Below are 22900 nucleotides of genomic sequence, written 5' to 3' on the forward strand. Positions count from 1 at the left end.
ACCGGCGAGCGGCTCGCTGGCGCGCACCTCGACGCCGGGCGTCGGACATGCGAAAAGGCCCCGGAGAAAACTCCGGGGCCTTTTCGACGTGGTAGCGGGGACAGGATTTGAACCTGCGACCTCTGGGTTATGAGCCCAGCGAGCTACCGAGCTGCTCCACCCCGCGTCGACTTGATAACTGTAGCGCACCCGGCGGCACGATGATCAGTGGGCCCCCGATTCCGCCGGGAAGCCGCCCCGAACAGGGAAACTTCCCGCCTCGGACCAGCAAGCCGGACTCCGGTCCCGCCGCCGCACCCCCGCCGCCGCACGCCGCACCTCGCCGCCGCACGCCGCACCTCGCCGCCGCACTTACGCCGCCCCGCCGCACCACGCCGCCCCGCCGCACCACGCCGCCCCGCCGCACCACGCCGCCCCGCCGCACCACGCCGCCGCACCACCGCGCCGCCGCCACGGAACTGGCTGGGCCACCACCAGTTGGTTCCACGGTCGGGTCAGGAAGGGCGGGCGCGAGGCAGCGGCTGGTGATCAGGACCTCATGGACGTTATTCGGCCAATTTGAGGTACATGGCGTCCTGATCACCTTTGGCTGAGCGTAGTCAACGGCGGCACCTGGGCGACGGCCGGAATGCCGGCCGGACCCCGCGTCGGCACATCCCCGCAACGCGGGCCCCGGCCCCTCCGGGCCCCCCAAGTTGACCCTTTCCTCGGCCCCGGCCGGGGCCGGAGCGCCACCGGATTGAGCGAAAGAACCCGGAACGAGCGAAAAGGCCCCCGACATGCGAACCGGACATGCGAAAAGGCCCCGGAGAAAACTCCGGGGCCTTTTCGACGTGGTAGCGGGGACAGGATTTGAACCTGCGACCTCTGGGTTATGAGCCCAGCGAGCTACCGAGCTGCTCCACCCCGCGTCGCCTTGTATACCGTAGCCCACCGACCCCCGACGCCGCAAAACGACCCCGTGGCCGGCCGGCCGAGACCTAACCCCGGCCGCCGCGGGACGGACGCGGGCGCCGCAGGACGGACACGGCCGCCGCAGGACGGACACGGGCCTCGGCAACCCCGCCCCCGGCCGGTCGGGCGCGAACGCGACAGCGCCCCCGGTGCCGGGACCGGAATCGGTCCGTCCGCCGGGGGCGCTGTCCAGGTTGACGCGGGTCAGCCGCCCGACGTCGGGGTGGTGCTTCCGCTGGCCGCCGGGGACGCCGGCGCGCTGGCACCCGGCGACGGGGACGCCGGCGCGTTCCCCCCGGCGGCCGGGGTGGCGGCCCGCTGCGCCTGCTGGAAGGCACTCAGCGCGTCGTCCAGCGCCTTCAACGCGCGCCCGTACCGCTCGAAGTCGCCCGAGGTCTGCGCGGCCCGCAGCTCCACGATCGCGGTCTGGACGCGGTTCGCGGCCTCGGCCAGTTCGCCGGTCATCGGGGGCGCGGTCCCACCCGGTGGGGTGCCGCCGGGCGGGGTCCCACCGGCCGGCGGCGGCGTGCCCGGCGTGGCGGCTGCCTGCTTGCCCTGTTCGACGAGCTGCTTGATGCCGTCGCCCACGCTGTTGGCCAGCACCACGTAGGAGCCGCCGTCGCCGTACGACATGAGCACCCGCTGCAACAGCGGCGGCGCGTTCTGCGCGGCGGTCTTCACGTAGACCGGCTCGATGTAGAGCATGCCGTCGCCGAACGGCAGGGAGAGCAGGTTGCCGTACTGCACCTGGGCCTGCTGGGACTGCAACAGGTTGAGCTGCTGCCGGATGTTGGCGTTGTTGGTCATCGACTGGTGCACCTGTACCGGCCCGGAGACCCGGGTCTGGTCGGGCAGGTCGAGCACCTCCAGCTTCGGCTGCCCGTCCACGTACGACCCGGAGATCAGTGCGGCCAGGTTCTCCCGGCCGTTCGGGGTGACCGCCGAGGTGAGCTGGAAGCGGGCCGATTCCTGGCCGGGGAACTGCGTGTAGAGGTAGTAGGGCGGCTGCTTCTGGCCCGTGTCGGGGGCGTCCGGCACGTTCGGCACCTGCCAGAAGTCCGTCTCGGAGTAGAAGGCGCCGGGGTCGGTCACGTGGAACCGGGTCAGCAGGTTGCGCTGCACCTTGAACAGGTCGCTCGGGTAGCGGAAGTGCTCGGTCAGCTCCGTCGGGGTCTCCGCCTTCGGCACCACCAGGTCACCGCCGAACGCCTTGTTCCACGCCTTGAGCACCGGGTCGGTCTCGTCGAACTCGTAGAGCCGGACCGTGCCGTCGTACGCGTCGACCGTGGCCTTCACCGAGTTGCGGATGTAGTTCACGTTCTCCCGGGCGAGCTGGAAGGTGCCCCGACCGGTCAGCTCGTCGGCTGTCTGCTCCTGGAGGTTGACCCGCTCGGCGTACGGGTAGGTCGCGGCCGTGGTGTAGCCGTCGATGATCCACTGGATCCGGCCGTCAACCACCGCCGGGTACGGGTCGCCGTCGAGGGTGAGGAACGGGGCGACCTTCTCCACCCGGTCGCGGGGGTTGCGCACGTAGAGCAGCTTCGAGTCGTCGTTGACCGCGTCGGAGAGCAGGAAGTTCGACTCCTGCTCCTTGATCGCGTAGAGCAGCCGGCGCGGGAACGAGCCGATCTCCACGCCACCCTCACCGGTGTAGGTGTAGGACTCGCCGCCCTCACCGACCGGGCGGTCGAACTCCGCCTTCCGCTCCGGGTCGGTCTGGCCGACGATCGCGTAGTCGCTGTCGTCCATCCGCTCGCCGTAGTAGACGCGCGGCTGCTTCGCCGCGATCTGCTCGGTCTGCGAGGCGCACTGCTCGCTCGTCTGCTGGCCCTGCTCCTTCTGCTGCTCCTGCGGGTCGCCCAGGAAGCCGGAGACGAAGAAGGGCTGGCCGCCGCAGACCACCCGGTTGCCGGGGGCCGCCACGAGGCCGTAGCCGTGCGTGTAGACGGTGTGCCGGTTGATCCAGGTGTTCTGCTGCTGGGTCAACTGCCGGTAGTTGACCTCGCGGAGGCCGACCACGTAGTCCTGCACCTTGCCGTTGACGCCGTAGCGGTCGACGTCCAGCTTCTCGCCGAAGTCGTAGAACTGCCGGACCTGCTGGCGCTGGGTGTACGTCTCGGAGACCAGCTGCGGGTCGAGCAGCCGGATGTTGGGCACCACCGAGGTGTCCGTGGCCAGGCTCGCCGGCGGGGTCAGGTTGCTCGCCGCGTACGGCGTGGTGGTGGCCGCCGTCAGGCCGAACGCGGCGCGGGTGGCCGTGATGCTGCGCTCGATGAACGGCGCCTCCTTCTCCTTCGCGCTGGGCTTGACCTCGAAGGTCTGCACCGCCCAGGGGTAGATGCCGCCGATGGCGACGGCGGAGACGCCCAGCAGGGCGAGCGAGATGCCCGGCCAGACCAGGTTCCGCATCCAGGCGTTGGAGAAGACGATGATCGCGATGGCCACCACGATGGAGATGTAGGCGAGGATCTCCTTGGCCGGCAGCAGCGCGTTGACGTCGGCGTAGCCGGCGCCGTAGACGGGGCCGTCGCCGTACTCGAGCAGCATCGCCCGCCGGTCCAGCACGTAGGCGAGCGCCTTGAGCAGGACGAAGACCGCGACGAGCGTGCTCAGGTGGGCCCGGGCGGCGTTGGTCATCCGGTCACCGACGCCCTGGAGCCGGACGCCGCCGAAGATGTAGTGCACGGCGAGCGCGCCGATCACGGAGAGCACCACCGCGGTGAAGCCCACCCCGAGCAGGTAGCGCAGGAACGGCAGCTGGAAGACGTAGAAGCCGATGTCGATGCCGAACTCGGGGTCCTTCACGCCGAAGTCCCCGCCGTTGCGGAAGAGCAGCCACTGGTCCCAGCGGGTCTGCGAGGACAGCCCGGCGAAGATGCCGACCACGGCGGCGAGCAGCACGATCCACAGGCCGAGCCGGGGGCTCAGCAGCATCCGGTAGCGCTCCAGGGTGGCCTGCTCCGGCGAGTGCGGGCGTAGCCGGGGACGCAGCCGCTGGGCCAGCCACAGGTTTCCGCCGACGATCAACGCCATGGCCAGGCCGACGGCGAAGAAGAGCAGCAGCCGGGTCGTCAGCACGCCGGTGAAGACCCCGGTGTAGCGGACCTCGTCGAACCACAGCCAGTCCGTCCACGCCTGGACACCCCAGCCCAGCAGGGTGAAGAGGACGAACACCCCGACCAGGACACCGATCGTGACGCGTCCGCGTCGGCTCATCCTTGGTAGGGGGCTGCTACGCATGACCACTGTTGGCTCCGCACGCTCGATGTGATCGGCTCCGACCAGGCACCCAGAGTACGGGGTGTTCCTGAACGTTTCGGCCCACGGTCAGCCCGTGCCGCACCGGGCGCGGGAGAAGTCGATGGACGTACGGCCCGTTCGGGTGCCGCCGAGGCTTCCTCCCGCACCCGGGCCGCCCGGCCGGCGGCGGTCAGCAGCGGGTCGGCTGGCCCCCGGCGCGCAGCGTCTCCAGCGCGGTCAGCGCCTCGTCCAACGAGCCGACCTTCAGCAGCGGCAGACCGGGCTGCGGGCTGCCGACGGCCTCCGCGCAGTTCTCCGCCGGCACCAGAAACGCCACCGCGCCGGCGTCCTTCGCGCCCACCAGCTTCTGCGGGATGCCGCCGATCGGGCCGACCTTGCCGGAGTCGTCGATCGTGCCGGTGCCGGCGATGATCTTTCCGCCGGTCAGGTCGTCCGGGGTCAGCTTGTCCACGATGCCGAGGGCGAACATCAGGCCGGCGCTCGGCCCACCGATGTCCGCCAGGTCGATGCTCAGGGTGAACGGGTGCGGCTGCCGCTGCTCGATCTCGACGCCGATGCGGGGCCGGCCGGCCTCGTCCCGGCTGGTCACCGTCGCCGTCGCGGCGGCGCCGTCGCGGGTGTAGCCGATGTTCAGGGCGGTCCCGGCCGGCTTGGCCCTGATCAGCTCCGTGAGCCGGGAGGCCAGCGGCACCGGCTGCCCGTCGACGGAGGTCAGCACGTCGCCGGGCTTGAGCACGCCGGCCGCCGGGCCGTCGGCGACGACGGTCTTGACCACCACCTGCACCGCGTAGCCCAGCTCGCGCAGCGCGGCGGTCTCCGCGCTGGTCTGCGAGGCCTTGAAGTCCTCCGCGTTGCGCTCGTCGACCTTCTCGCGGCTCTCCCCCGGCGGGTACACGAGTTCCCGCGGCACCACCGCCTCGTCGTCGGAGAACCAGCCCTGGATGGCGGAGCGCAGCTTGACCGTGGGCTGCACCCCCACCGTGGTCAGCCGGAGCTGGCCGGCGGAGCTGGACGTCTCCCGGCCGGCGACCTGGATGACCTCCTTGCCGTTCTCCTTGCCCAGCGTGTTCACGGTGGGCCCGGGGCCGAGCACCACGTACGGGACGGGCGTGCCGAGCACGCCGATGCTGAGCAGCGCGGTGAGCACAGCACCGAGCAGGACGGTCACGCCACGACGTCTCATGCGGCAGAGAGTACCGACCGGGGACGGGGCCTCCGGCGGGCGAATCGCGACTTCGCCCTCAGCGCAACGCCAGCGGCGGCCACCTGGGGCGCGGCGCGCGTACCGTAGACGTCGTGCCTGATATTCCGTTCGGTTTCGCGCTCCCGGGTGGGCAACCACCAGACCCCAACGATCCCGCGCAGATGCAGCAGTTCATGTCGCAGTTGCAGCACCTGCTCTCCGCGACGGGCAGCGGGCCGGTCAACTGGGACCTCGCCCGGCAGGTGGCCGCCAGCCAGCTCGCCGCCGCGGGCGACCCGGCGGTGTCGCCCTTCGAGCGCAACGCGGTGGAGGAGGCGTTGCGCCTCGCCGACCTGTGGCTGGAGCCGGCCTCCGCCCTGCCCTCGGGCATCCGCGCGTCGGTGGCCTGGAACCGCAACGAGTGGATCTACAAGACGCTCGACGTCTGGCGCAAGCTCTGCGAGCCGGTGGCCAGCCGGATGGTCGGCGCGATGGGTGACCTGGTGCCGCCGGAGGCACGCGCCCAGCTCGGCCCCATGCAGTCGATGGTCGCCACCCTCGGTGGCGCGCTCTTCGGCGGCCAGCTCGGCCAGGCGCTCGGCTCGCTCGCGGCGGAGGTCGTCTCGGCCGGCGACATCGGGCTGCCGCTCGGCCCGGCCGGCACGGCCGCGCTGATCCCGGCCAACATCCGGGCGTACGGCGAGGGCCTGGAGCTGCCGGAGGACGAGGTACGCCTCTACGTGGCCCTGCGCGAGGCCGCCCACCAGCGGCTCTTCCAGCACGTGCCGTGGCTGCGGGGGCACGTGCTCAACGCCGTGGAGATGTATGCCGCCGGCATCCGGGTCAACCGGGAGGCGATCGAGGAGGCGATGGGCCGGGTCGATCCGACCGACCCGGAGTCGATGCAGGCGATCGCGCTGGAGGGCATCTTCACGCCGGAGGACACCCCGGCGCAGAAGGCGTCGCTGGCCCGGCTGGAGACCGCCCTGGCCCTGGTCGAGGGCTGGGTGTGCCACGTGGTGGACAGCGCGGCCAGCGGCCGGCTGCCCAACGTGGTGAGCCTCGGCGAGGCGTTCCGCCGCCGCCGGGCCGCCGGTGGCCCGGCCGAGCAGACGTTCGCGGCGCTGGTCGGCCTGGAGCTGCGTCCCCGCCGGTTGCGCGAGGCGGCGGCGCTCTGGGCGGCGCTGACCGAGCACCGGGGCATCGCCGGCCGGGACGCCCTGTGGGGCCACCCCGACCTGCTGCCCTCCGACGACGACTTCGCCGACCCGGTCGCCTTCGCGATGTCCGAGTTCGATCTCGGCGAGTTGGAGAGCTTCGACTTCAGCGCGCCGGGTGGCCCGGAGGAGAAGGCACCGGGTGAGCCGGAGCAGCGGCGGCCGGACGACGACACCGACGGCGGCGAAGCCCGCCCCTGACCCACCCGACGTCGCAGGGTCGCCCACATCGGGCGGCCCTGCACCGCATTCAGCCGACCCGGCGCCGCGCTCAGTCGACCGGGCAGGTGTGGGCTCGACCGGCGCTGGCCCCGCAGCAGGGGCCGGTCGGTGAGCGGCCGGCCCCGTCGGCGGGCCGGTCAGCCAGGCCGGGCGGTGCCGGAGAGCAGGGCGCGGGTGGTCTCCCAGCCCTCCACCGCCGGGTTGAGAAAGGCCAGGTCGCCGGGCCCGCGCAGGCGCCGCCACGCGGGGGTGACGGCCAGGTCTCCGGGGCTTGGCGCCGCCGCGCGCACGGCAGCGGGACGCGCGGTGTCCAGATCCAGCGCCGGCAACCACGCCGGTACGGGCAGCCGCGCGGCCACGCCGAGCAGCCCCGGCCCGTCGCCCTCGACCGGGGCGACAGCGACCGGCCGGGTGGTGAGCGGGCGCAGCAGCTTGCCGATGGTCAGGCCCGGCACGTCGGGCGCATCGCCGGCGAGTACGGCCGCCTGGTCGTAGCCGCCGCCGGCGAGGGCGGCGAAGACGGCGTTCGGGGTCGCCTCGGGCACCTCGTGCACGGCCGTGCCCGGCCAGACCACCGCGTCAGCCAGCCAGCGGTCGGCGGGGGTGACGGCGATCGCCGTCTCCACCTCGTTGAGCGTGGCGAGCAGGTCGACCACGTCCTCGGCGAGTGCGGCCCGCCAGTCCACCGGGTCGATACCGGGCGGCGCCCAGGCCACCGGTCCGAGCAACGCCACCACCACACGTCGGGCCACCCCACGACCCTAGCGGGACACGTCACATCACGCCGGGCACGCACTGCCCGGGAAAGCGGTTCAGATCCTGGTGCGGGATGGCCAGGTCACCGCGGGGTCAGTCCGGCAGCGGGGTGCCGGAGGCCGCCGCGACGCCCTCCAGGTAGCCGCGCGCCCGCTCGGACTTCGGGTAGCGCGCTACGAGCGCCCAGAACCGGGCGTTGTGGCTGGGCACGATGAGGTGGGCCAGCTCGTGCAGGAGCACGTAGTCGATCACCCAGTCGGGCATGTCCTGGATGCGGTGCGAGATGCGGATCGTGCCGTCGGCGGGGGTGCAGGAGCCCCACCGGCCGTTCTGGTTGCTGACCCAGCGGACGCTTGTCGGCACGGCCTGGGTGCCGTGCTCGGCGAGGTAGAGCTTGATCAGTCGGGTGGCCCGGGCGAGCAGTTCGGCGTCGGAGCGGGTCAGGCGCCCCTCCCGGGCGGCGAGCCGGGCGAGCATCCGGTCGACCCACTCGCTCTCCTCGGCCCGGGAGAACTGGGCCGGGATGAGGACGACGACCCGCTCGCCGTCGCGGTACGCGGACACCGTACGTCGCCGGCGCTGGCTGCGCCGCACCTCGACGACCGGCTTACGCGTCCCTGCCATCAGTGGGCCGCGCAGCCTCGGATTCCTGCCACGAAGGAAAGCTAATGCGTACTGACCAGGGATCCGCAAGGGTCAACACTCCGACACCCGCCCGAAAAGTGGTGATTGGTCGGCGGGAGTCCCTTAAAAATCTCCGCCCGTCGCGGCGATCCGCCGCTGTCACCCTTCGTGGCGGCCTGCGCGCCGCGCGGCGAGGGCGGAACTTCCACCGTAGGCGACCACCACGGCCGGCGCAGCTCGGGGTGCCCGCACGGGGCATCTGGCCGGGTTCGGTCGGCGTGTCCCCGCCAAACTGACTTATCCGACCTAATCCGCCATGCACACTCTCGACGTCGACTTGCTCACAGTGACGAAGCACAGCTGACATGGAACCCCCCGCACCTGGGTAGGGTCCGCGGACCAGCGGTCACGAGCGTGACCGCAGAGAACGACCCGGCGCCGGTGGCCGAAGTGGCCCCGCCGTCGGGAACCCCCGCCGGGACGGCATCGGCCGGCGGACGAGACGAGGAGGGCACCGTGGCCGACCAGGCCCAGACCTACAACGGTTACTGCGTCAAGTGCAAGGAGAAGCGGGACTTCGAGGGCCGCGTCGAGGTCTCGAAGACCGGGATGAACATGGCCAAGGGCAAGTGTCCGGTATGCGGCACAACAGTGAACCGCATCCTGGGCAAGGCGAAGGTCTGACCCGTACGGATGCGCGGAAGGGGGTGGCCGTCGGCCACCCCCTTCCGTTTGCCGGCGCCTGACCCGCCGGTCCCGACCGCCGTACGCCCTGGTTCCGGACGCCGTCCGGCTCGGGTGGCCGGGCCGCGACGCTCCCCCCGCACTGTCGGCTCGCCGACATGGTTACCGGCGGGTTGTGGATATCCGGGGATTTCCTGTGGACAGCGCCGGTCGGGGCACCGGCTGCCTGTGGACGACGGCGACTGTCGCGCCCGCACCGGGTCAGGGTCGTGCCATGCCCCGTGTCACGTCGCCCCGGCCAACCCTGCTGCCGGGCCTCGCCCGGCTCTGGCGGGACCGGCACACCCTCCAGCTCGGCGTCGGGCCCGGCCGCGCCGTGCTGCTGGAGATCTCCGATCCCCGGGCCGCCCGGCTGCTCGACCTGCTCGACGGCACCCGCAGCGAACGGCTCGTCCTGGCGCATGCCGTCGCCGACGAGGTGGCCCCCGACGAGGCCCGTACCCTGCTCGACGCCCTGCGGGCCGCCGGCCTGGTCGTCCCCGCGCACACCCTGCTGCCGAGGGACCTGGCGGGGCCGCCCCGGGCCCGGCTCACCGCGGAGGCCGGGGCGCTCGCCCTGGCCGCCGCCCGGCTGCCCGGCACGCCCGCCCAGGTGCTGCGGCGCCGACGGGTCGCCCGGGTGGTGGTCAGCGGCGCCGGGCACCTCGGCGCGGCGGTGGCCCTCGCCCTGGCCCAGGCCGGGGTGGGGCACGTGTATCCGGACCTGGCCGGTCCGGTGCGACCGGCGGACCTGGTCGGCACCGGCATCCCAGCCGCCGCGCTCGGCCGCCCGCTGGCCCCGGCGGTACGCGACGCCGTCGAGCGCGCCGCTCCCGGCACGGACACGGGGCCGCTGCGGCGCAACCGGGTCGACCTCGTCGTCCAGGTCGGCGCCGACCGGCCCGCCGCCCTGCTCGCCGCCGGTCACGCCCAGCGCCGCCAGCCGCACCTGCTGCTCGGCCTGCGGGAGGGCGTGCCGGTGGTCGGCCCGCTCGTCCGCCCGCCCGCCGGCCCCTGCCTGAACTGCCTCGACCTGCACCGGACCGACCGGGACCCGGACTGGCCGGCGCTGGCCGCGCAGCTCGCCGCCGGCCCCGGCGAGCAGGCGGGCGCCGCCACGACGCTCCTGGCCGCCGGGGCGTACGCGACGGCCGAGGCGCTGGTCCAGCTCGACGGGGGCACCCCGGAGACGCTGGGCTGCGCGGTGGAGATCAGCGGCGCAGGGCGGTTCCGCCGCCGGATCTGGCCGCCGCACCCGTCCTGCGGATGCTCCCGGCGACACCGATGACCGGTCCACCGGCACCCAGCCCGCCGGCAGAGCAGCCGGGGACCCCCGGCGTCGGTAACAATGACCGGGTGACCGACATCCCGCGCCGGGCCGTGTCCCGGACCGCCAAGCTCGCCGCTCTGCCGCTCGGCTTCGCCGGTCGGACCGTCCTCGGCATGGGTAAGCGCGTCACCGGGCTCGCCTCCGACGTGATCTCCGCGGAGATCCAGCAACGCACCGCCGAGCAGCTCTTCAGCGTGTTGGGGCAGCTCAAGGGCGGGGCGATGAAGTTCGGCCAGGCCCTGTCGGTCTTCGAGGCCGCCCTGCCCGAGGAGGTGGCGGCCCCCTACCGGCAGGCCCTGACCAAGCTCCAGGAGGCCGCGCCGCCGCTGCCCGTGGCCAGCGTGCACCGGGTGCTCGCCGAGCAGCTCGGCCCGGACTGGCGCGACCGGTTCGTGGAGTTCGACGACACCCCCGCCGCCGCGGCCAGCATCGGCCAGGTGCACCGGGCGGTGTGGCGGGATCCTGGCTACGGCCCCGCCGGCGCTCCGCACACCCGCGACGTCGCCGTCAAGATCCAGTACCCGGGTGCCGGCGACGCGCTGCTCTCCGACCTCAAGCAGCTCTCCCGGCTCGGTGGGATGTTCCGGGCGATCCAGCCCGGCCTGGACGTCAAGCCGCTCCTGGCGGAGCTGCGCGAACGGATCACGGAGGAACTCGACTACGAGCTGGAGGCGGAGTCGCAGCGCGCCTTCGCCGCCGCGTACGCCGGCGATCCGGAGATCCACATCCCGGCGGTGGTATTCGCGGCGCCCCGGGTGCTGGTCACCGAGTGGGTCGAGGGCACCCCGCTGGCCGACATCATCCGCGAGGGCGCGCCGGAACAGCGCGACGAGGCCGGCCGGCTGATGGCCGTCCTGCACCTGTCCGCGCCGCAGCGCGCAGGTCTGCTGCACGCCGATCCGCACCCCGGCAACTTCCGGCTGCTGGCCGACGGCCGGCTCGGCGTGATCGACTTCGGGGCGGTGGCCCGGATGCCGGAGGGCACGCCCGAACCGATCGGTCGCATCGCCGCGCTGGCGCTGCGGGGCGACGCCGACGGGGTGGTGGCGGGGCTGCGGTCGGAGGGCTTCATCGGTGCGACCGAGGAGATCGACGCCCCGGCGGTGCTCGACTTCCTCCGTCCGATGCTGGAGCCCATCGCCGTCGAGGAGTTCCGGTTCACCCGGGCCTGGCTGCGCGCGGAGGCGGCCCGGCTGGCCAGCCCCCGCTCCCCCGCCTACCAGCTCAGCCGGCAGCTCAACCTGCCGCCGTCCTACCTGCTCATCCACCGGGTGACGCTCGGGTCGATCGGCGTGCTCTGCCAGCTCGAGGCGAAGGCGCCCTACCGGGGCGTCCTGCAACGCTGGCTGCCCGGCTTCGCTCCGATCGGCTGAGCGGCGGGCGGCTGAGCGGCGGGCGGCCGGGCCTTCGCCGGGACGGCCCGGCGGGGGCGAAGAGCGCCGAGGGGCGGTGGCCGGAATCCGGCCACCGCCCCTCGGCATTCGTCGGGAACTAGAGAACGCCCAGGTCGCGGGCCGCCTGATTGCGGCTGTTCATGGCGACGGTACGGGCGGAAAGGGTTGCCTCAGTGCGCGTGGAGGTACGACCGGCCTGAGGCCGGCGCATTCGAGCCCGGGACAACGCTTCGTGAAGTAGTTGCATCTCGGTGACTCCGTCCAGAACGTTCAACATCATGGTCAGCTCTCTCGTTGCCGGTGTGACACCGGCGTGGGTGGAACGGATCGGGTGCATGTCAGGCTGCCAGCCGGACTGCGGTACGCGACTCGGACAGCCCACTGGCCGCCAGTCGCGCCTCGGCCTCGACCCGCAGTGCGGCGTCGCGGGCGAGGTCCTCCTTGCGCGGACGGCCACGGGGCCGCTTGCGCGGGACGACCGCGCCACGCTCGAAGATCTCGCCGCCCCAGACGCCCCAGGGCTCGGCCCGCTCCACCGCCCCGGCCAGGCACTCGACGCGCAGCGGGCAGTCCCCGCAGAGCGACTTGGCCAGCTCGAGCTCGGCGGGCGAGTCGGAGAACCACAGGTCGGGGTCGAACTTCCGGCAGGGCAGGTTCGCCTCCACGTCGACGCTCACGTCGAGCGGGGCCAACGCCAGACTCATCGCCCGGTCACCTCTCTCTCACACTTCGATCTCGTGGATCGTCTTCCGACGTACTTCGGGCGGACAAAAAACTGAGGCCGCGGATCCCGGTAGCGGGTTCCGCGGCCTCGAGGTGAGCCGGTTGGTCTGATGATCAGACCGGTCTACCTCGAGGTGGAACTCCGCGGACGTCCGTCCGGCGCTTGGCCGCATCGACGCCCTTGACCGGGAAGCCACTGGTGCCTTCGGTTCCGTTCGGCGCGCCGGCGAGGATCAGCTCGGCCTGAGCCTCGACCTGGTGCACCTGGGAACCCGACGGTCGCGCAGCGGCCAAGGCCACCGGGACAGCCGACATCGAAGCGACGGCAGCGGGCAGCGCCGCCGGACGCTCGTAGACGTAAATGCTCTCCATTGGGGCCACCTCCTCTGACGTTCACTCGTGCCGAAACGGTCTCTACCCCTCGTGAGCAGCCGAAATGGCGCCGCTCGCGAGGTGTGTCATGAGGCTATTCCTCGCCGCAGGGCGAGGGCAAACGAATTTACGACGGAATTTGGAAAGTTTTCTCCGGGCAGACATCGGCGACCGCCGCGCCCGCCACCAGGGCCAGCACCGCCTCCCCGTACAGGCCGAGCTTGCGGGGCCCGATGCCGGCGATGGCGATCAGCTCCTCCGGCCGCCCGGGACGCCGCTCGGCGAGCGCGACCAGCGTGGCGTCGGTGAAGACCACATAGGCCGGTACCCGCTGCGCGTCGGCCACCCGTCGACGCCACTCGTGCAGCCGTTCGTGCAGCTCCTCGTCGATGTCCGACGGGCAGGTCGGGCAGCGGCCGAGCTTGCGGTCCGGCCCGGCGAGCAGGGTGACGCCGCAGATCCGGCAGGAGACGATCTGGCTCCGGCGACGCTCCGGGCGGCGGGCCACCGGCCCCGCCCCGGCCCGCTCCGCGCCGCCCGAGCGGTCGAGCTGCGGCAGGAACCGCGAGGGCCGCCGGGCCCGCCCGCCGGGGGCGCGGGCCGAGGCGTACGACAGCCAGAGCCATTCCCTCGCCCGGGTGAGGCCGACGTACAACAGCCGGCGCTCCTCCTCGACCTGTTCGACGGTCTTGGCGTACGTGGTGGGCAGGGTGCCCTCGGAGAGACCGACCAGGAAGACCGCGTCCCACTCCAGCCCCTTGGCGGAGTGCAGCGAGGCCAGCGTCACCCCGTCGACCGTCGGCACGTGCTGCGCCGCGGCCCGGCGGGCCAGTTCGTCGTTGAAGTCGGCCAGGGTGGCCGGGCGCTCGACCGAGGCGGCGGGCCCGATCGGCAGCACCTGCGTGGTGGCCGCGTACTCCTCGGCGAGTTGCCGCAGCGCGGCGAGCGCCTCCCACCGCTCGCGGGCGGCGCCACCGGCCGGTGCGGCGTCGGGGGCCCAACCGACCGCGGTGAGCGCCTCGACCACGGCGGCCGGCAGCGGGGTCTCCCCGGGGATCGACCGGGTGGCCGCCCGCAGGGCGACCATCGCCTGCCGGACCTCGGCACGCTCGAAGAACCGCTCCGCCCCCTGCAGCACGTACGGCACCTGCGCCTCGGTCAACGCCTTCTCGTACGCCTCGGACTGCGCGTTGGTGCGGAACAGCACGGCGATCTCCTTCGCCGGGGTGCCCGCGTCGACCAGGGCGCGGCAGCGGGCGGCCACCGCGTTGGCCTCGGCCGGCTCGTCGGTGAAGATCCGCAGCTGTGGTTCGGGGCCGGGCGGGCGTTGGCCGACCAGTTCCAGGCGCAGCCGGGCCTCGGCGCCCCGCGCCTGCGAGATCACCGCGTTGGCCAGCCCGACGACCTGCGGGGTGGAGCGGTAGTCGCGGACCAGCCGGACCACCGTCGCCCCCCGGTACCGGCGCGGGAAGTCGACCAGGTAGGACGAGGTGGCCCCGGTGAAGGAGTAGATCGTCTGACTGGCGTCGCCGACCACGGTCACGTCGTCCCGCCCGCCCAGCCACGCGTCCAGCAGCCGCTGTTGCAGCGGGTTGACGTCCTGGTACTCGTCGACGACGAAGTGCCGGTACTGGGCGCGGACCTGCTCGGCGACGTCCCGGTGTTCCTCGATGCCCCAGACCGCGGCGCGCAGCATGTCCTCGAAGTCGATCACCCCGCCGGACCGCTTGAGCCGCTCGTACGCCACGAAGACCTCGGCGACCCGGGCCGGCTCGTGCGGGGTGTCCCGCATCGCCTTGGCCGCCGCCACGACGTACTCCCCGGGTTCCACCAGCGAGGACTTGGCCCATTCGATCTCACCGGCGAGGTCCCGGGCGGCAGCGCGGTCGGTCCGCAGACCACTCCTGGCCGCGGCCTGGGTGACCAGCCGGACCTTGCTGTCCAGCAGCTCGGGCATGGCCCGCCCGTGCAGCAGCCGGGGCGCGAAGTAGCGCACCTGACGCAACGCGGCGGCATGGAACGTGCGTGCCTGCACGCCACCCACGCCGAGCGCGGCGAGCCGGGCCCGCAGCTCGGCGGCGGCGCGGGCCGTGAAGGTCACCGCGAGCACGTGCCGGGCGGAGATGTCCCCGGAGAGCGCCCGGTAGGCGATCCGGGAGGTGACCGCACGGGTCTTGCCGGTGCCGGCGCCGGCCAGGATGCAGACGGGGCCGGCGGGAGCGGTCACGGCCGACCGCTGCTCGGGGTCGAGCCCGGCGAGCACGCGAACGGATGCTGAGTGAACCACCACAGCGAGGAATTGTCTCAGCTCCGCCGGACGTTGCAGCGGTTAGCCTGGCTTGATCGGCAAGCCGCCGCGCGGACCGTTGGAGGATCTGATCATGCTGACGATGTATTCCACCCCCTGGTGCGGCTACTGCCACCGGCTGAAGTCGCAGCTCGACCGGGAGGGCATCGGCTACGAGGTGGTCGACATCGAGCAGGACCCGAAGGCCGCGGAGTTCGTGATGAGCGTCAACGGCGGCAACCAGACCGTCCCGACGCTGCACTTCGCCGACGGCAGCGCCCTGACCAACCCGACGATCAACCAGGTCAAGCAGCACCTCGCCACGATCGACGCCTGACCCGCGCACCGACGAGCGGCCGCCCGTCCGGGCCGGCCGCTCGTCGCGTCTCCGGCGGTCTCACCGTCTCGGGCCGCGAGGCGTCGCGCCCACGACCCCGCCGGGAGGCGTCGCGCCCCCGACCCCCTGGGCCGCGGCGTCGGCCCGGACGACGGGGACGAGGCCGTCGGCGGGCCGGCGCGGGGCGGGGATCCGGATGGACGGCGGCGGGCTGAGCCTGCGGCCGTGCCAGAGGTAGCCGCCGGCGAGCAGGGTGGCCACCCCGATCAGGGCGAACAGCACGCGGTAGTCCAGCACGCCGACGAGCAGTGCCCCCGCCCCGATGGAGATCGCCTGCGGGCCGCTGATCAGGGCCGCCGAGGCCGAGGCGACCCGGCCGAGCAGCCCCGGCGGGGTACGCCGCTGGATCAGCGTGTGCAGCCCGACCATGGTCAGCGGCAGCGACACCCCGGCCAGCAGCACCGCGACGAAGCCGAGCCAGACGTTCGGGTACACCAGTGCCAGCGAGGCCGGGCCGAAGAACGCCACCCCGGCGGCGAGGGTGCCGACCTCCCCGGCGTGGCGCACCACGGCCGGGGAGAGCAGCCCGCCGACCAGCCCGCCGACGCCCTGCACGGCGACCAGCACGCCGACGAACGCGGCGTCGCGGCGGAGCCCCTGGTCGACGTACGCGAAGATGAGTGACTCGCTGAAGCCCATCGCCAGGGATCCCAGCCCGTAGCCGACCAGGGCCCGGCGCAGCGCGGGTTCCCCGGTCAGGTGCCGCAGCCCGGCGCTCAGCTCGGCCGTCCAGCGCCGCGCCCGCCCGGCGGGCGGGGGTTCCGTCGTCCGGATCAGGCCCACCACGACGGCCGCGGACAGGAAGCCGGCCATCCCGATCACCGCGAGCGTCCAGCCGCCGACGGTGGCGTAGAGCCCGGCGCCGGCCAGCGGGCCGACCAGCCGCAGCCCCTGGCGCACGGTCTGCAGCAGGCCGTTGGCGTCGGCCAGCGACTCGACCGGCACGAGCTGACGGAGCAGGCCGCTGAGCACCGCGCCGAGGGTGATGCAGGACAGGCCGTACAGGGCCGCCACCACGTAGATGATCCACACGTCGGTCCGGTCCCGCACCGCGAACAGCGGGGTGAGCAGCACGGCCGTCGCCAGGTTCGCCGCCACGAAGAACGGGCGCCGGGGGTAGCGGTCGACGATCCACCCGACCAGCGGGGCCAGGGTCATCGGGGCGATGACCGCGAAGATGGTGGCGCCGGCCAGTCCGTTCGACCCGGTCAGGTCCTTCACCCAGATGGCTAGGGCCAGCAGCAGGATCGACTCGGCGGCCATGCTGGCGAGCAGGCCGCCGAAGAGCAGGCGGAAATCCGGGCGGCGCAGGATGTTGCGCATGGGGTCCCTCCGGCGGGGTGGTGCGCGGGTGGCGCGGTCGGTGACGCGGCCGGGCCGACGGCGTCCGGGCGGAACGCCGCGCCCCTCCACGGTCCTCTTTTCTGCGAGACACGCCCCCACCGGGGCCACCGGCGGGAGTCGCGCCGTCCATACTGACCGTGGGGGGCGAATTTCATACAGTTACCGTCGCGTATGCGGCGGACCACCGGAAAAGGGGACGTCGTGCCTCCTGCCTCACCCGGCCCCATTCTGCGTCGCCGCAGGTTGGGCGGCGAGCTACGCCGACTGCGCGAGGTCGCTGGCCTCACGGGAGACCAGGTCATCGAGCGGATCGGCTGGGCATCCGCATCCAAGTTGTCCCGGTTGGAGAATGGCCGCAGCCGCCCCGACCCGGCCGACGTACGCGCGCTGCTCGATCTCTATGCCGCCGACGAGACGCTGCACGGGGAGCTGCTCGGCATGGCCCAGGAGGCCGGCGACATCCGCGGCTGGCTACGGAACTTCCCGGTGATGACCGAGCAGCAGCGCGCCTTCGCCGAGCTGGAGTCGGGCTGTGCGGAGATCTTGGAATACCACGCCGCGCTGGTGCCGGGCCTGCTCCAGACGCCCGGCTATGCGTCGGTGCGGATCGCGTCGGCCCGGCAGGTCGGCGAGGAGGCCGGCGACCCGGAACTCGGGGAGGACATCGAGACCGAGGTACGCGCCCGGCAGGCCCGCCAGGCGCTGCTCACCCGGGGGGCCGACGCGCCCCGCTACACGGCGGTGCTCGACGAGGCCGCGCTCGGCGGCCGGGCCGGGCCGCCGGCGGTGCTGCGCGAGCAGCTCGTGCAGCTCCACGACCTGGCGATGCTGTCGAACATCACGCTGCGCGTGCTGCCGCGCGACGCCCAGATCGGCAACGGTTACCTCCCGCCGACCGCGTTCTCGGTCTACCGGTTCGCGGATCCGCTCGATCCGGAGACGCTCGCGATCGAAGGGGGGTTCACCGACGTCATGTCGACCGAGGTAAACACCCTAAATCACTATAAAGTGGTGTTCGAGTGGCTACGCACGGCGGCGCTCTCCGAACCGGACACCATCTCCTGGCTCCTTGAGGCAGCGGGACGGCTGCCCGGCCCGGCGACCGCGTCCGCGCTGGCGTACGGGTCGGCAACGGCGCCGACCCAACGCCGCCGGCCTTCCGGGCGCCTGACGGAGCGGTGAGCAGGGGAGGACCACCGGCGGGTCGTGCGGCACCACTCGTTCCATCGGAGCAGTTCACCTCAGGAGTGGCACGATGAACGAATTCCGCAACACGCCGTCCGTACTCGCCCAGCTCACGCACGCCCCGTGGCGTAAGAGCACACGCAGCCAGACCTCGAACTGCGTCGAGGTCGCACCACTGGGGACCGGGCCGACCGGGGTGGCCCTGCGGGACAGCAAGGACCAGGGCGGTGCGGTGCTGCTGTTCGACCGGGCGGGCTGGCTGGGCTTCATCGCCGGCGCAAAGAACGGACAGTTCGACCTGACCTGATCCATCGATCGCCCTGGGGGCCGCCGGCATCCTGCCGGCGGCCCCGTCGCGTCCGCACCCGACCGCCCCCACCAGGCATCCGATGATCGGACGAGGCTGCGGACCGATCGTCGCGTTTCACTTGATGAGACGCCCGTCAGGCGTAGCATGGCGGGCAAGTGACGTGGAACTTCCACCCGTTCTCCACCGTCGCGACCCATCCGGAGACCCCCATGCGTTTCCTGATCGTCCGCACCGACATCCGCGCCGCCGCCGACGTGGACATCGCCGCCGCCTGGGCGTGCGGTGGCCGCCTGCGGGACGAGACCACCACGCCCGAACCACGCCGCCAGATCGTGCACGCCGAGGAACGCGACGCCGCGCTGCTCCTGGCCCGGGCCCTCGCCGCGGTGGGCGCGGTCCGCTGCGGCAAGCAACGCGTCAAGGTGCTCCCGCTCGACGAACCGGGCCGCCGCCGGCGGGCCGGCCCCGACGCCCCCGGCCCGCGGGACACACCCGACGACCGCAGCGGCTGACCCCACCCAGACGTCCGTCGTGGTCGGACCGGCTCCCCCGCCGTGCTCCCTGCCCAGCCGACCACGACGGGCCCGTGTTCCCGGCCCGTGACCGTCGCGGCAACGACGGCCACGGGCCGGGGCCGCGCCCACCACCGGGGGCGTGCGCCGCGAGCGGCACCGGATCAGCAGTGCCCGTCGAGCCAGCGGTGGATCAGGAAGAGCGCGATCGACGAGGGCGGCGGCAGCACCAGCCGGGCCCCACCGACCTCCACCGGCCGCCCCGACAGGGCGCGGCCGATCTCCCGGCGGGAGAACCACCGCGCGTACGCGATCTCGGTCGGGTCCACGTGCACCGGGTGCTCCGGGTCCGCCGTGGCGAGGAAGCCGAGCATCAGCGAGCCGGGGAACGGCCATGCCTGGCTGCCCGCGTACGCGATGCCCCCGACCGGGACGCCCACCTCCTCACGGACCTCCCGCAACACCGCGGCCTCGGCCGACTCCCCCGGCTCGACGAAGCCGGCGAGGCACGAGAACCGGCGCTCCCCGGCGGTGCGCGGCCAGGTGGAGTTGTTGCCCAGCAGGCAGCGGCCGTCCAGACCCGGGACGCCGTCGTGCACCAGCACGATCATCGCGGGATCGGTACGCGGCCAGATCCGTTCCCCGTCCGGGCCGACCCGGGACCAGCCGGCCTCGGCCACCTGCGTCGGGTGCCCCGTCGCCGGCGAGTAGCGGTGCCGCAGATGCCAGTTGAGCAACGCCACCGCGCTGGTGAACAGCCCGGCGTCGCGGTCGAGAAGCAGGTGGCCGACCTCCCGCAGGTGCGTCGCCCTCGCCCCGGGCACCTTCGGCAGCGGGGCGTCCACCACGAAGACCGGCACCCCGTCCGGCTCGACGCCGAGGAACATCGGCGCCGTCGGCTCCGCCACCGTGGCCGGGTCGACCAGCACCAACGTCGGCATCGAGGCGTCGGTACGCACCAACGCCCGGCCCTCGTCGGCGGAGTCGAGCACCAGCACCCGGGCCTCGCGCCACGCCTGCGCCAACCATTGCGGGTCCGTACGCCGGTGGGCCGCCCGGTCGAGTGTGGAACGGGCCAGCGGCGGTGCCTCCTCCCCGCTCACGACCGCGCCGGCTCGGTCACGACCGGGGACAGCGTCGCCAACTGCGGCGCGATCCGCTCGGCGTCGCCCAGCACCACGGTGACCGCCCGGGCCGGGGCGAGATGCCGGGCCGCCACCTCGGCCACGTCGGTCACGGTCGCCTTCGCCAGCCGGGCGGCGTGCTCGGCCAGGAACTCCAGGCGCAGACCGCTGCCCGCGTACGCGCTGGTCAGCGAGGCGAGGCCGGCCTGGGTGGAGATCCCGAGCTGGAGGGTGCCGAGGGCGTACTGACGGGCCTGCTCCAGCTCGTCCTCCCGGGGCGCGAGGGTGGCCAGCCGGCCGAGCTCGTACGTCGTCTCCAGCAGCGCCGGCCCGGTGACCTCGGTGGCCACGTCGGCGGCGGCGACCAGCACCGACCCGGCCACCGAGTGCTCGACGACGGAGTGCCCCCCGTACGTGTAGCCCTTGTCCTCGCGGATGTTCTCCACCCACCGGGAGGAGAAGTAGCCGCCGAAGATCAGGTTGGCCAGTTGCAGCGCGGCGTGGTCGGGGTGGCTGCGGGGCACCGCCGGCAGGGCGATCCGCAACGAGGACTGCACCGACCCCGGGCGGTCGACCAGCAGCAGCGGGCCGGGTTCCAGCGGCGGGGCGGGCGGCAGGACGGCGGTGTGCCCGGCGCCGCTCCAGCCCGACAACGCCTTCTCGGCCACGTCCAGCGTCCGGTCCGGCTGCACGTCGCCGACCAGCACCAGCACCGCGCCGGCGGGATGCACCCGCTCGGCGTGCAGGGACCTGAGCATGCCCGGCCGGACCGCCCGGACCGCCTCGGGCTCGGGGGTCTGCACCGCGTACGGGTGGGTGCCGTAGACCCGCCGGAGCAGGGCGGTGCGGGCCAGGTACGCCGGCTGGCTGCGCGCCGCGTGGATCCGGTCGACCAGCCGGGCCCGTTCCATCGCCACGTCGTCGTTCGGATAACTGGCGTCGGTGAGCACCTCGGCGAGGATCTCCAACATCCGGTCCAGCCCGGTGACCAGCCCGGCGCCGGAGAGCATCAGCCGGTCCGGGTCGATTCCGGCGGAGAGCCCGCCGCCGACCTTCTGCAACTCGGCCGCGATCCGCACGCTGGACATGGTCCCGGTGCCCGAGAGCAGGGTCTGCGCGAGCATCGCCCCCCGGGCCAGGTGGGTACGGCCGCACGGCATCCAGAGCCGCAACTCCACCAGTGGCACCGCCGGCCGGCGTACGGCGATCACGGTCAGCCCGTTGCCCAGCGTGCGCTCCGCCTGCTGGGGCAGCGTGAGATCGCGGGTCGGACCGAGCGGCGGCAGCGTCCGTGGGGCTCGCGAACCCGGCTCACTCCTCGCGCTCACCTGAGCCTCCTGCGCTCCCGACTGCGGGGCTCGCAAACCCGGCTCACTCCTCGCGCTCACCTGAGCCTCCTGCGCTCCCGACTGCGGGGCTCGCAAACCCGGCTCACTCCTCGCGCTCACCTGGCACCTCCCGCGATGACCTCAATAGACGCGCGGCGCTCCGGCCGCAGGGTGGCCGCGGCGGCGCGGACCTGTTCGGCGGTGACCTCGCCGACGAGCCGGGGCAGGTCGTTGAGCAGCCCCGGCTCGCCGCGCTGCTGCTCCAGCACGGCCATCTGCAACGCCCGGCCAAGCACCGCGTCGGTGTCGCGCAACAGGTGGGTGGCCATCCGGGCCTGGGTGCGGGCCAGTTCCTCCTCGGCCAGGCCGTCGGCGGCCAGCCGGTCCAGTTCCTCGTCGACGGTGCGCAGCACCTTGTCCACGTCCCCGTCCGGTGGCAGGTGGGCCTGGAGCAGCAGGGCCGTCGGGTCCCGCACGTCGAACGGGTCACCCATGAAGCCGACGTAGCCGCCGATGCTGGTCACCGCCCGGTCCCGCTGGACCAGCCGCTCGACCAGCCGCGAGGCGTCGCCGTCGGTGAGCACCTCGGCCAGCACGACGTACGGCAGGTAGCCGGCGAAGTCGGCGATCGGGTCGGGTACCCGCCAGGCGCCGGCCACCGCCGGCAACGGGGCCAACGCGTCGGTGTACGAGGTGCGCCGCTCGGCGGTCAGGTCGGGCTCGGCGAAGTCGGGCCGCTGCGGTGCGGGCCGGGCCGGCACGTCGCCGAAGTGCCGCTCGATCAGCGTGGTCGCCTCGGCGACGTCGAGGTCACCGCTGACCGCCAGCACCGCGTTGCCACTGGCGTAGTAGTGGTGGAAGAAGTCGGCGGCGTCGGCGACGGTCGCCGACTCCAGGTCGACGAAGGAGCCGTAGCCGTCGTGCGCGTTCGGGAAGCTGTCGAACATGACCGGCGGCAGGGTCAGCCAGGGAAAGCCGCCGTACGGCCGGTTGAGCACGTTGACCCGGATCTCCTCCTTGACCACGTCGACCTGGTTGCGCAGGTTCTCCTCGGTCAGCCGGGGGCCGCGCATCCGGTCGGCCTCCAGGAACAGCGCCCGCTCAAGGGCGTTGCTCGGCAGGGTCTCGTAGTAGTCGGTGTAGTCCAGGTGGGTGGAGCCGTTGAAGGAGCCGCCGGCGCCCTGCACGTGCCGGAAGTGGGCCAGCTTCTCCAGGTTCTCCGAGCCCTGGAACATCAGGTGCTCGAAGAGGTGCGCGAAGCCGGTGCGCCCCTCGGGTTCCGAGCGGATGCCGACGTCGTAGACGACCGCCACCCCGATGACCGGGGCGCTGCGGTCGGGGGTCAGGACCACCCGCAGGCCGTTGTCGAGGGTGAACCGCTCGACCGGGTATTTCGTCGCTGGAATTCTCGATCTCCGGGCCGCCACGGAATCGACCCTAGCGCGTCGGCACTGCGGTGACGGGCGAGCTGCGGCCAGTCGCCCCGACCGCCGCACGGGCGAGGGCGCCCGGGCCACCCGGCCCCCGGGGGCGGTGTCGGCGAAGCGGGCCGCAAACCGCATACAACCGGTAGAGATTGCCGTCTTTTATGGAACGCAGGTCCCGGCATGTGGTCGACCCTTGACGGCAGCTCAGCCGCGAGACCACTCTTCCT

Annotated in this window: 19 protein-coding genes and 2 tRNA genes; 8 read left to right on the top strand and 13 right to left on the bottom strand. The window is 73.1% G+C overall.

Going from position 1 to position 22900, the window contains the following annotated elements:
* Positions 1 to 89 precede the first annotated feature (89 nt).
* The 4 genes from ACQ452_RS23890 to ACQ452_RS23905 all read right to left on the bottom strand — a co-directional run bounded on the left by ACQ452_RS23890 (position 90) and on the right by ACQ452_RS23905 (position 5398).
* Positions 90 to 166: transfer RNA gene (locus tag ACQ452_RS23890), tRNA-Met, on the bottom strand.
* A gap of 668 nt (positions 167 to 834) precedes the next feature.
* A tRNA-Met gene (locus tag ACQ452_RS23895) sits at positions 835 to 911 on the bottom strand.
* 247 nt (positions 912 to 1158) lie between these two features.
* A complete protein-coding gene (locus tag ACQ452_RS23900) occupies positions 1159 to 4194 on the bottom strand; it encodes a UPF0182 family membrane protein (protein ID WP_433387480.1) in 3036 nt (1011 codons plus the stop codon).
* 190 nt (positions 4195 to 4384) lie between these two features.
* The gene (locus ACQ452_RS23905) at positions 4385 to 5398 is read right to left on the bottom strand and encodes a YlbL family protein (protein WP_433387481.1); all 1014 of its coding nucleotides are present in this window, start codon (positions 5396 to 5398) and stop codon (positions 4385 to 4387) included.
* Between the two features lie 113 nt (positions 5399 to 5511).
* On the opposite strand from ACQ452_RS23905, the gene ACQ452_RS23910 reads away from it, so the two are divergent.
* Positions 5512 to 6816: a zinc-dependent metalloprotease gene (locus tag ACQ452_RS23910; protein WP_433387482.1), complete on the top strand. Its 1305-nt coding sequence runs from the start codon at positions 5512 to 5514 to the stop codon at positions 6814 to 6816.
* Positions 6817 to 6974: 158 nt separating this feature from the next.
* Here ACQ452_RS23910 and ACQ452_RS23915 read toward each other — a convergent pair whose 3' ends face one another.
* Both ACQ452_RS23915 and ACQ452_RS23920 read right to left on the bottom strand, forming a co-directional pair.
* Positions 6975 to 7589: a hypothetical protein gene (locus tag ACQ452_RS23915; protein WP_433387484.1), complete on the bottom strand. Its 615-nt coding sequence runs from the start codon at positions 7587 to 7589 to the stop codon at positions 6975 to 6977.
* A 97-nt stretch (positions 7590 to 7686) separates the two neighbouring features.
* A complete protein-coding gene (locus ACQ452_RS23920) occupies positions 7687 to 8217 on the bottom strand; it encodes a M48 metallopeptidase family protein (RefSeq protein ID WP_433387486.1) in 531 nt (176 codons plus the stop codon).
* A 516-nt stretch (positions 8218 to 8733) separates the two neighbouring features.
* Between ACQ452_RS23920 and ACQ452_RS23925 the strand changes: the two genes are divergently transcribed.
* From ACQ452_RS23925 to ACQ452_RS23935, 3 genes are all read left to right on the top strand, one after another.
* Entirely contained in the window at positions 8734 to 8901 is a 168-nt protein-coding gene (locus ACQ452_RS23925; RefSeq protein WP_012014940.1) for a DUF5679 domain-containing protein, read from the top strand.
* A gap of 274 nt (positions 8902 to 9175) precedes the next feature.
* Entirely contained in the window at positions 9176 to 10228 is a 1053-nt protein-coding gene (locus ACQ452_RS23930) for a hypothetical protein (RefSeq protein WP_433387488.1), read from the top strand.
* A gap of 68 nt (positions 10229 to 10296) precedes the next feature.
* Entirely contained in the window at positions 10297 to 11643 is a 1347-nt protein-coding gene (locus ACQ452_RS23935; protein WP_433387490.1) for an ABC1 kinase family protein, read from the top strand.
* Between the two features lie 359 nt (positions 11644 to 12002).
* Here ACQ452_RS23935 and ACQ452_RS23940 read toward each other — a convergent pair whose 3' ends face one another.
* From ACQ452_RS23940 to ACQ452_RS23950, 3 genes are all read right to left on the bottom strand, one after another.
* Positions 12003 to 12368 (bottom strand): WhiB family transcriptional regulator, encoded by a 366-nt coding sequence (locus ACQ452_RS23940; RefSeq protein WP_433387492.1) that lies wholly within the window; start codon positions 12366 to 12368, stop codon positions 12003 to 12005.
* 133 nt (positions 12369 to 12501) lie between these two features.
* Positions 12502 to 12759, bottom strand: a complete 258-nt coding sequence (locus tag ACQ452_RS23945) for a hypothetical protein (protein WP_433387494.1) — start codon at positions 12757 to 12759, stop codon at positions 12502 to 12504.
* 127 nt (positions 12760 to 12886) lie between these two features.
* Positions 12887 to 15049, bottom strand: a complete 2163-nt coding sequence (locus tag ACQ452_RS23950; RefSeq protein ID WP_433387496.1) for an ATP-dependent DNA helicase UvrD2 — start codon at positions 15047 to 15049, stop codon at positions 12887 to 12889.
* 91 nt (positions 15050 to 15140) lie between these two features.
* On the opposite strand from ACQ452_RS23950, the gene ACQ452_RS23955 reads away from it, so the two are divergent.
* Positions 15141 to 15383 (top strand): mycoredoxin, encoded by a 243-nt coding sequence (locus tag ACQ452_RS23955; protein ID WP_433387497.1) that lies wholly within the window; start codon positions 15141 to 15143, stop codon positions 15381 to 15383.
* 60 nt (positions 15384 to 15443) lie between these two features.
* On the opposite strand, the gene ACQ452_RS23960 is transcribed toward ACQ452_RS23955, so the two are convergent.
* The gene (locus ACQ452_RS23960; RefSeq protein ID WP_433387499.1) at positions 15444 to 16766 is read right to left on the bottom strand and encodes an MFS transporter; all 1323 of its coding nucleotides are present in this window, start codon (positions 16764 to 16766) and stop codon (positions 15444 to 15446) included.
* A 222-nt stretch (positions 16767 to 16988) separates the two neighbouring features.
* Between ACQ452_RS23960 and ACQ452_RS23965 the strand changes: the two genes are divergently transcribed.
* The 3 genes from ACQ452_RS23965 (at position 16989) to ACQ452_RS23975 (ending at position 18794) form a co-directional block, all read left to right on the top strand.
* Positions 16989 to 17969, top strand: a complete 981-nt coding sequence (locus ACQ452_RS23965; RefSeq protein ID WP_433387501.1) for a helix-turn-helix domain-containing protein — start codon at positions 16989 to 16991, stop codon at positions 17967 to 17969.
* 73 nt (positions 17970 to 18042) lie between these two features.
* Complete coding sequence (locus ACQ452_RS23970; protein WP_433387503.1) at positions 18043 to 18279, top strand: DUF397 domain-containing protein; 237 nt, start codon at positions 18043 to 18045, stop codon at positions 18277 to 18279.
* A gap of 212 nt (positions 18280 to 18491) precedes the next feature.
* Positions 18492 to 18794, top strand: a complete 303-nt coding sequence (locus ACQ452_RS23975; RefSeq protein WP_433394383.1) for a hypothetical protein — start codon at positions 18492 to 18494, stop codon at positions 18792 to 18794.
* Between the two features lie 164 nt (positions 18795 to 18958).
* On the opposite strand, the gene nudC is transcribed toward ACQ452_RS23975, so the two are convergent.
* The 3 genes from nudC to ACQ452_RS23990 form a co-directional block, all read right to left on the bottom strand.
* Positions 18959 to 19897 (bottom strand): NAD(+) diphosphatase, encoded by a 939-nt coding sequence (gene nudC, locus ACQ452_RS23980; RefSeq protein WP_433387505.1) that lies wholly within the window; start codon positions 19895 to 19897, stop codon positions 18959 to 18961.
* Positions 19894 to 21246 (bottom strand): M16 family metallopeptidase, encoded by a 1353-nt coding sequence (locus ACQ452_RS23985; protein ID WP_433387507.1) that lies wholly within the window; start codon positions 21244 to 21246, stop codon positions 19894 to 19896. Before ACQ452_RS23985 ends, nudC begins: the two co-directional genes overlap by 4 nt.
* 116 nt (positions 21247 to 21362) lie before the next feature.
* Positions 21363 to 22673, bottom strand: a complete 1311-nt coding sequence (locus tag ACQ452_RS23990) for a M16 family metallopeptidase (protein WP_433387509.1) — start codon at positions 22671 to 22673, stop codon at positions 21363 to 21365.
* Positions 22674 to 22900 lie beyond the last annotated feature (227 nt).

It is taken from the genome of Micromonospora sp. KLBMP9576, from assembly GCF_050941805.1.
Classification (GTDB): domain Bacteria; phylum Actinomycetota; class Actinomycetes; order Mycobacteriales; family Micromonosporaceae; genus Micromonospora.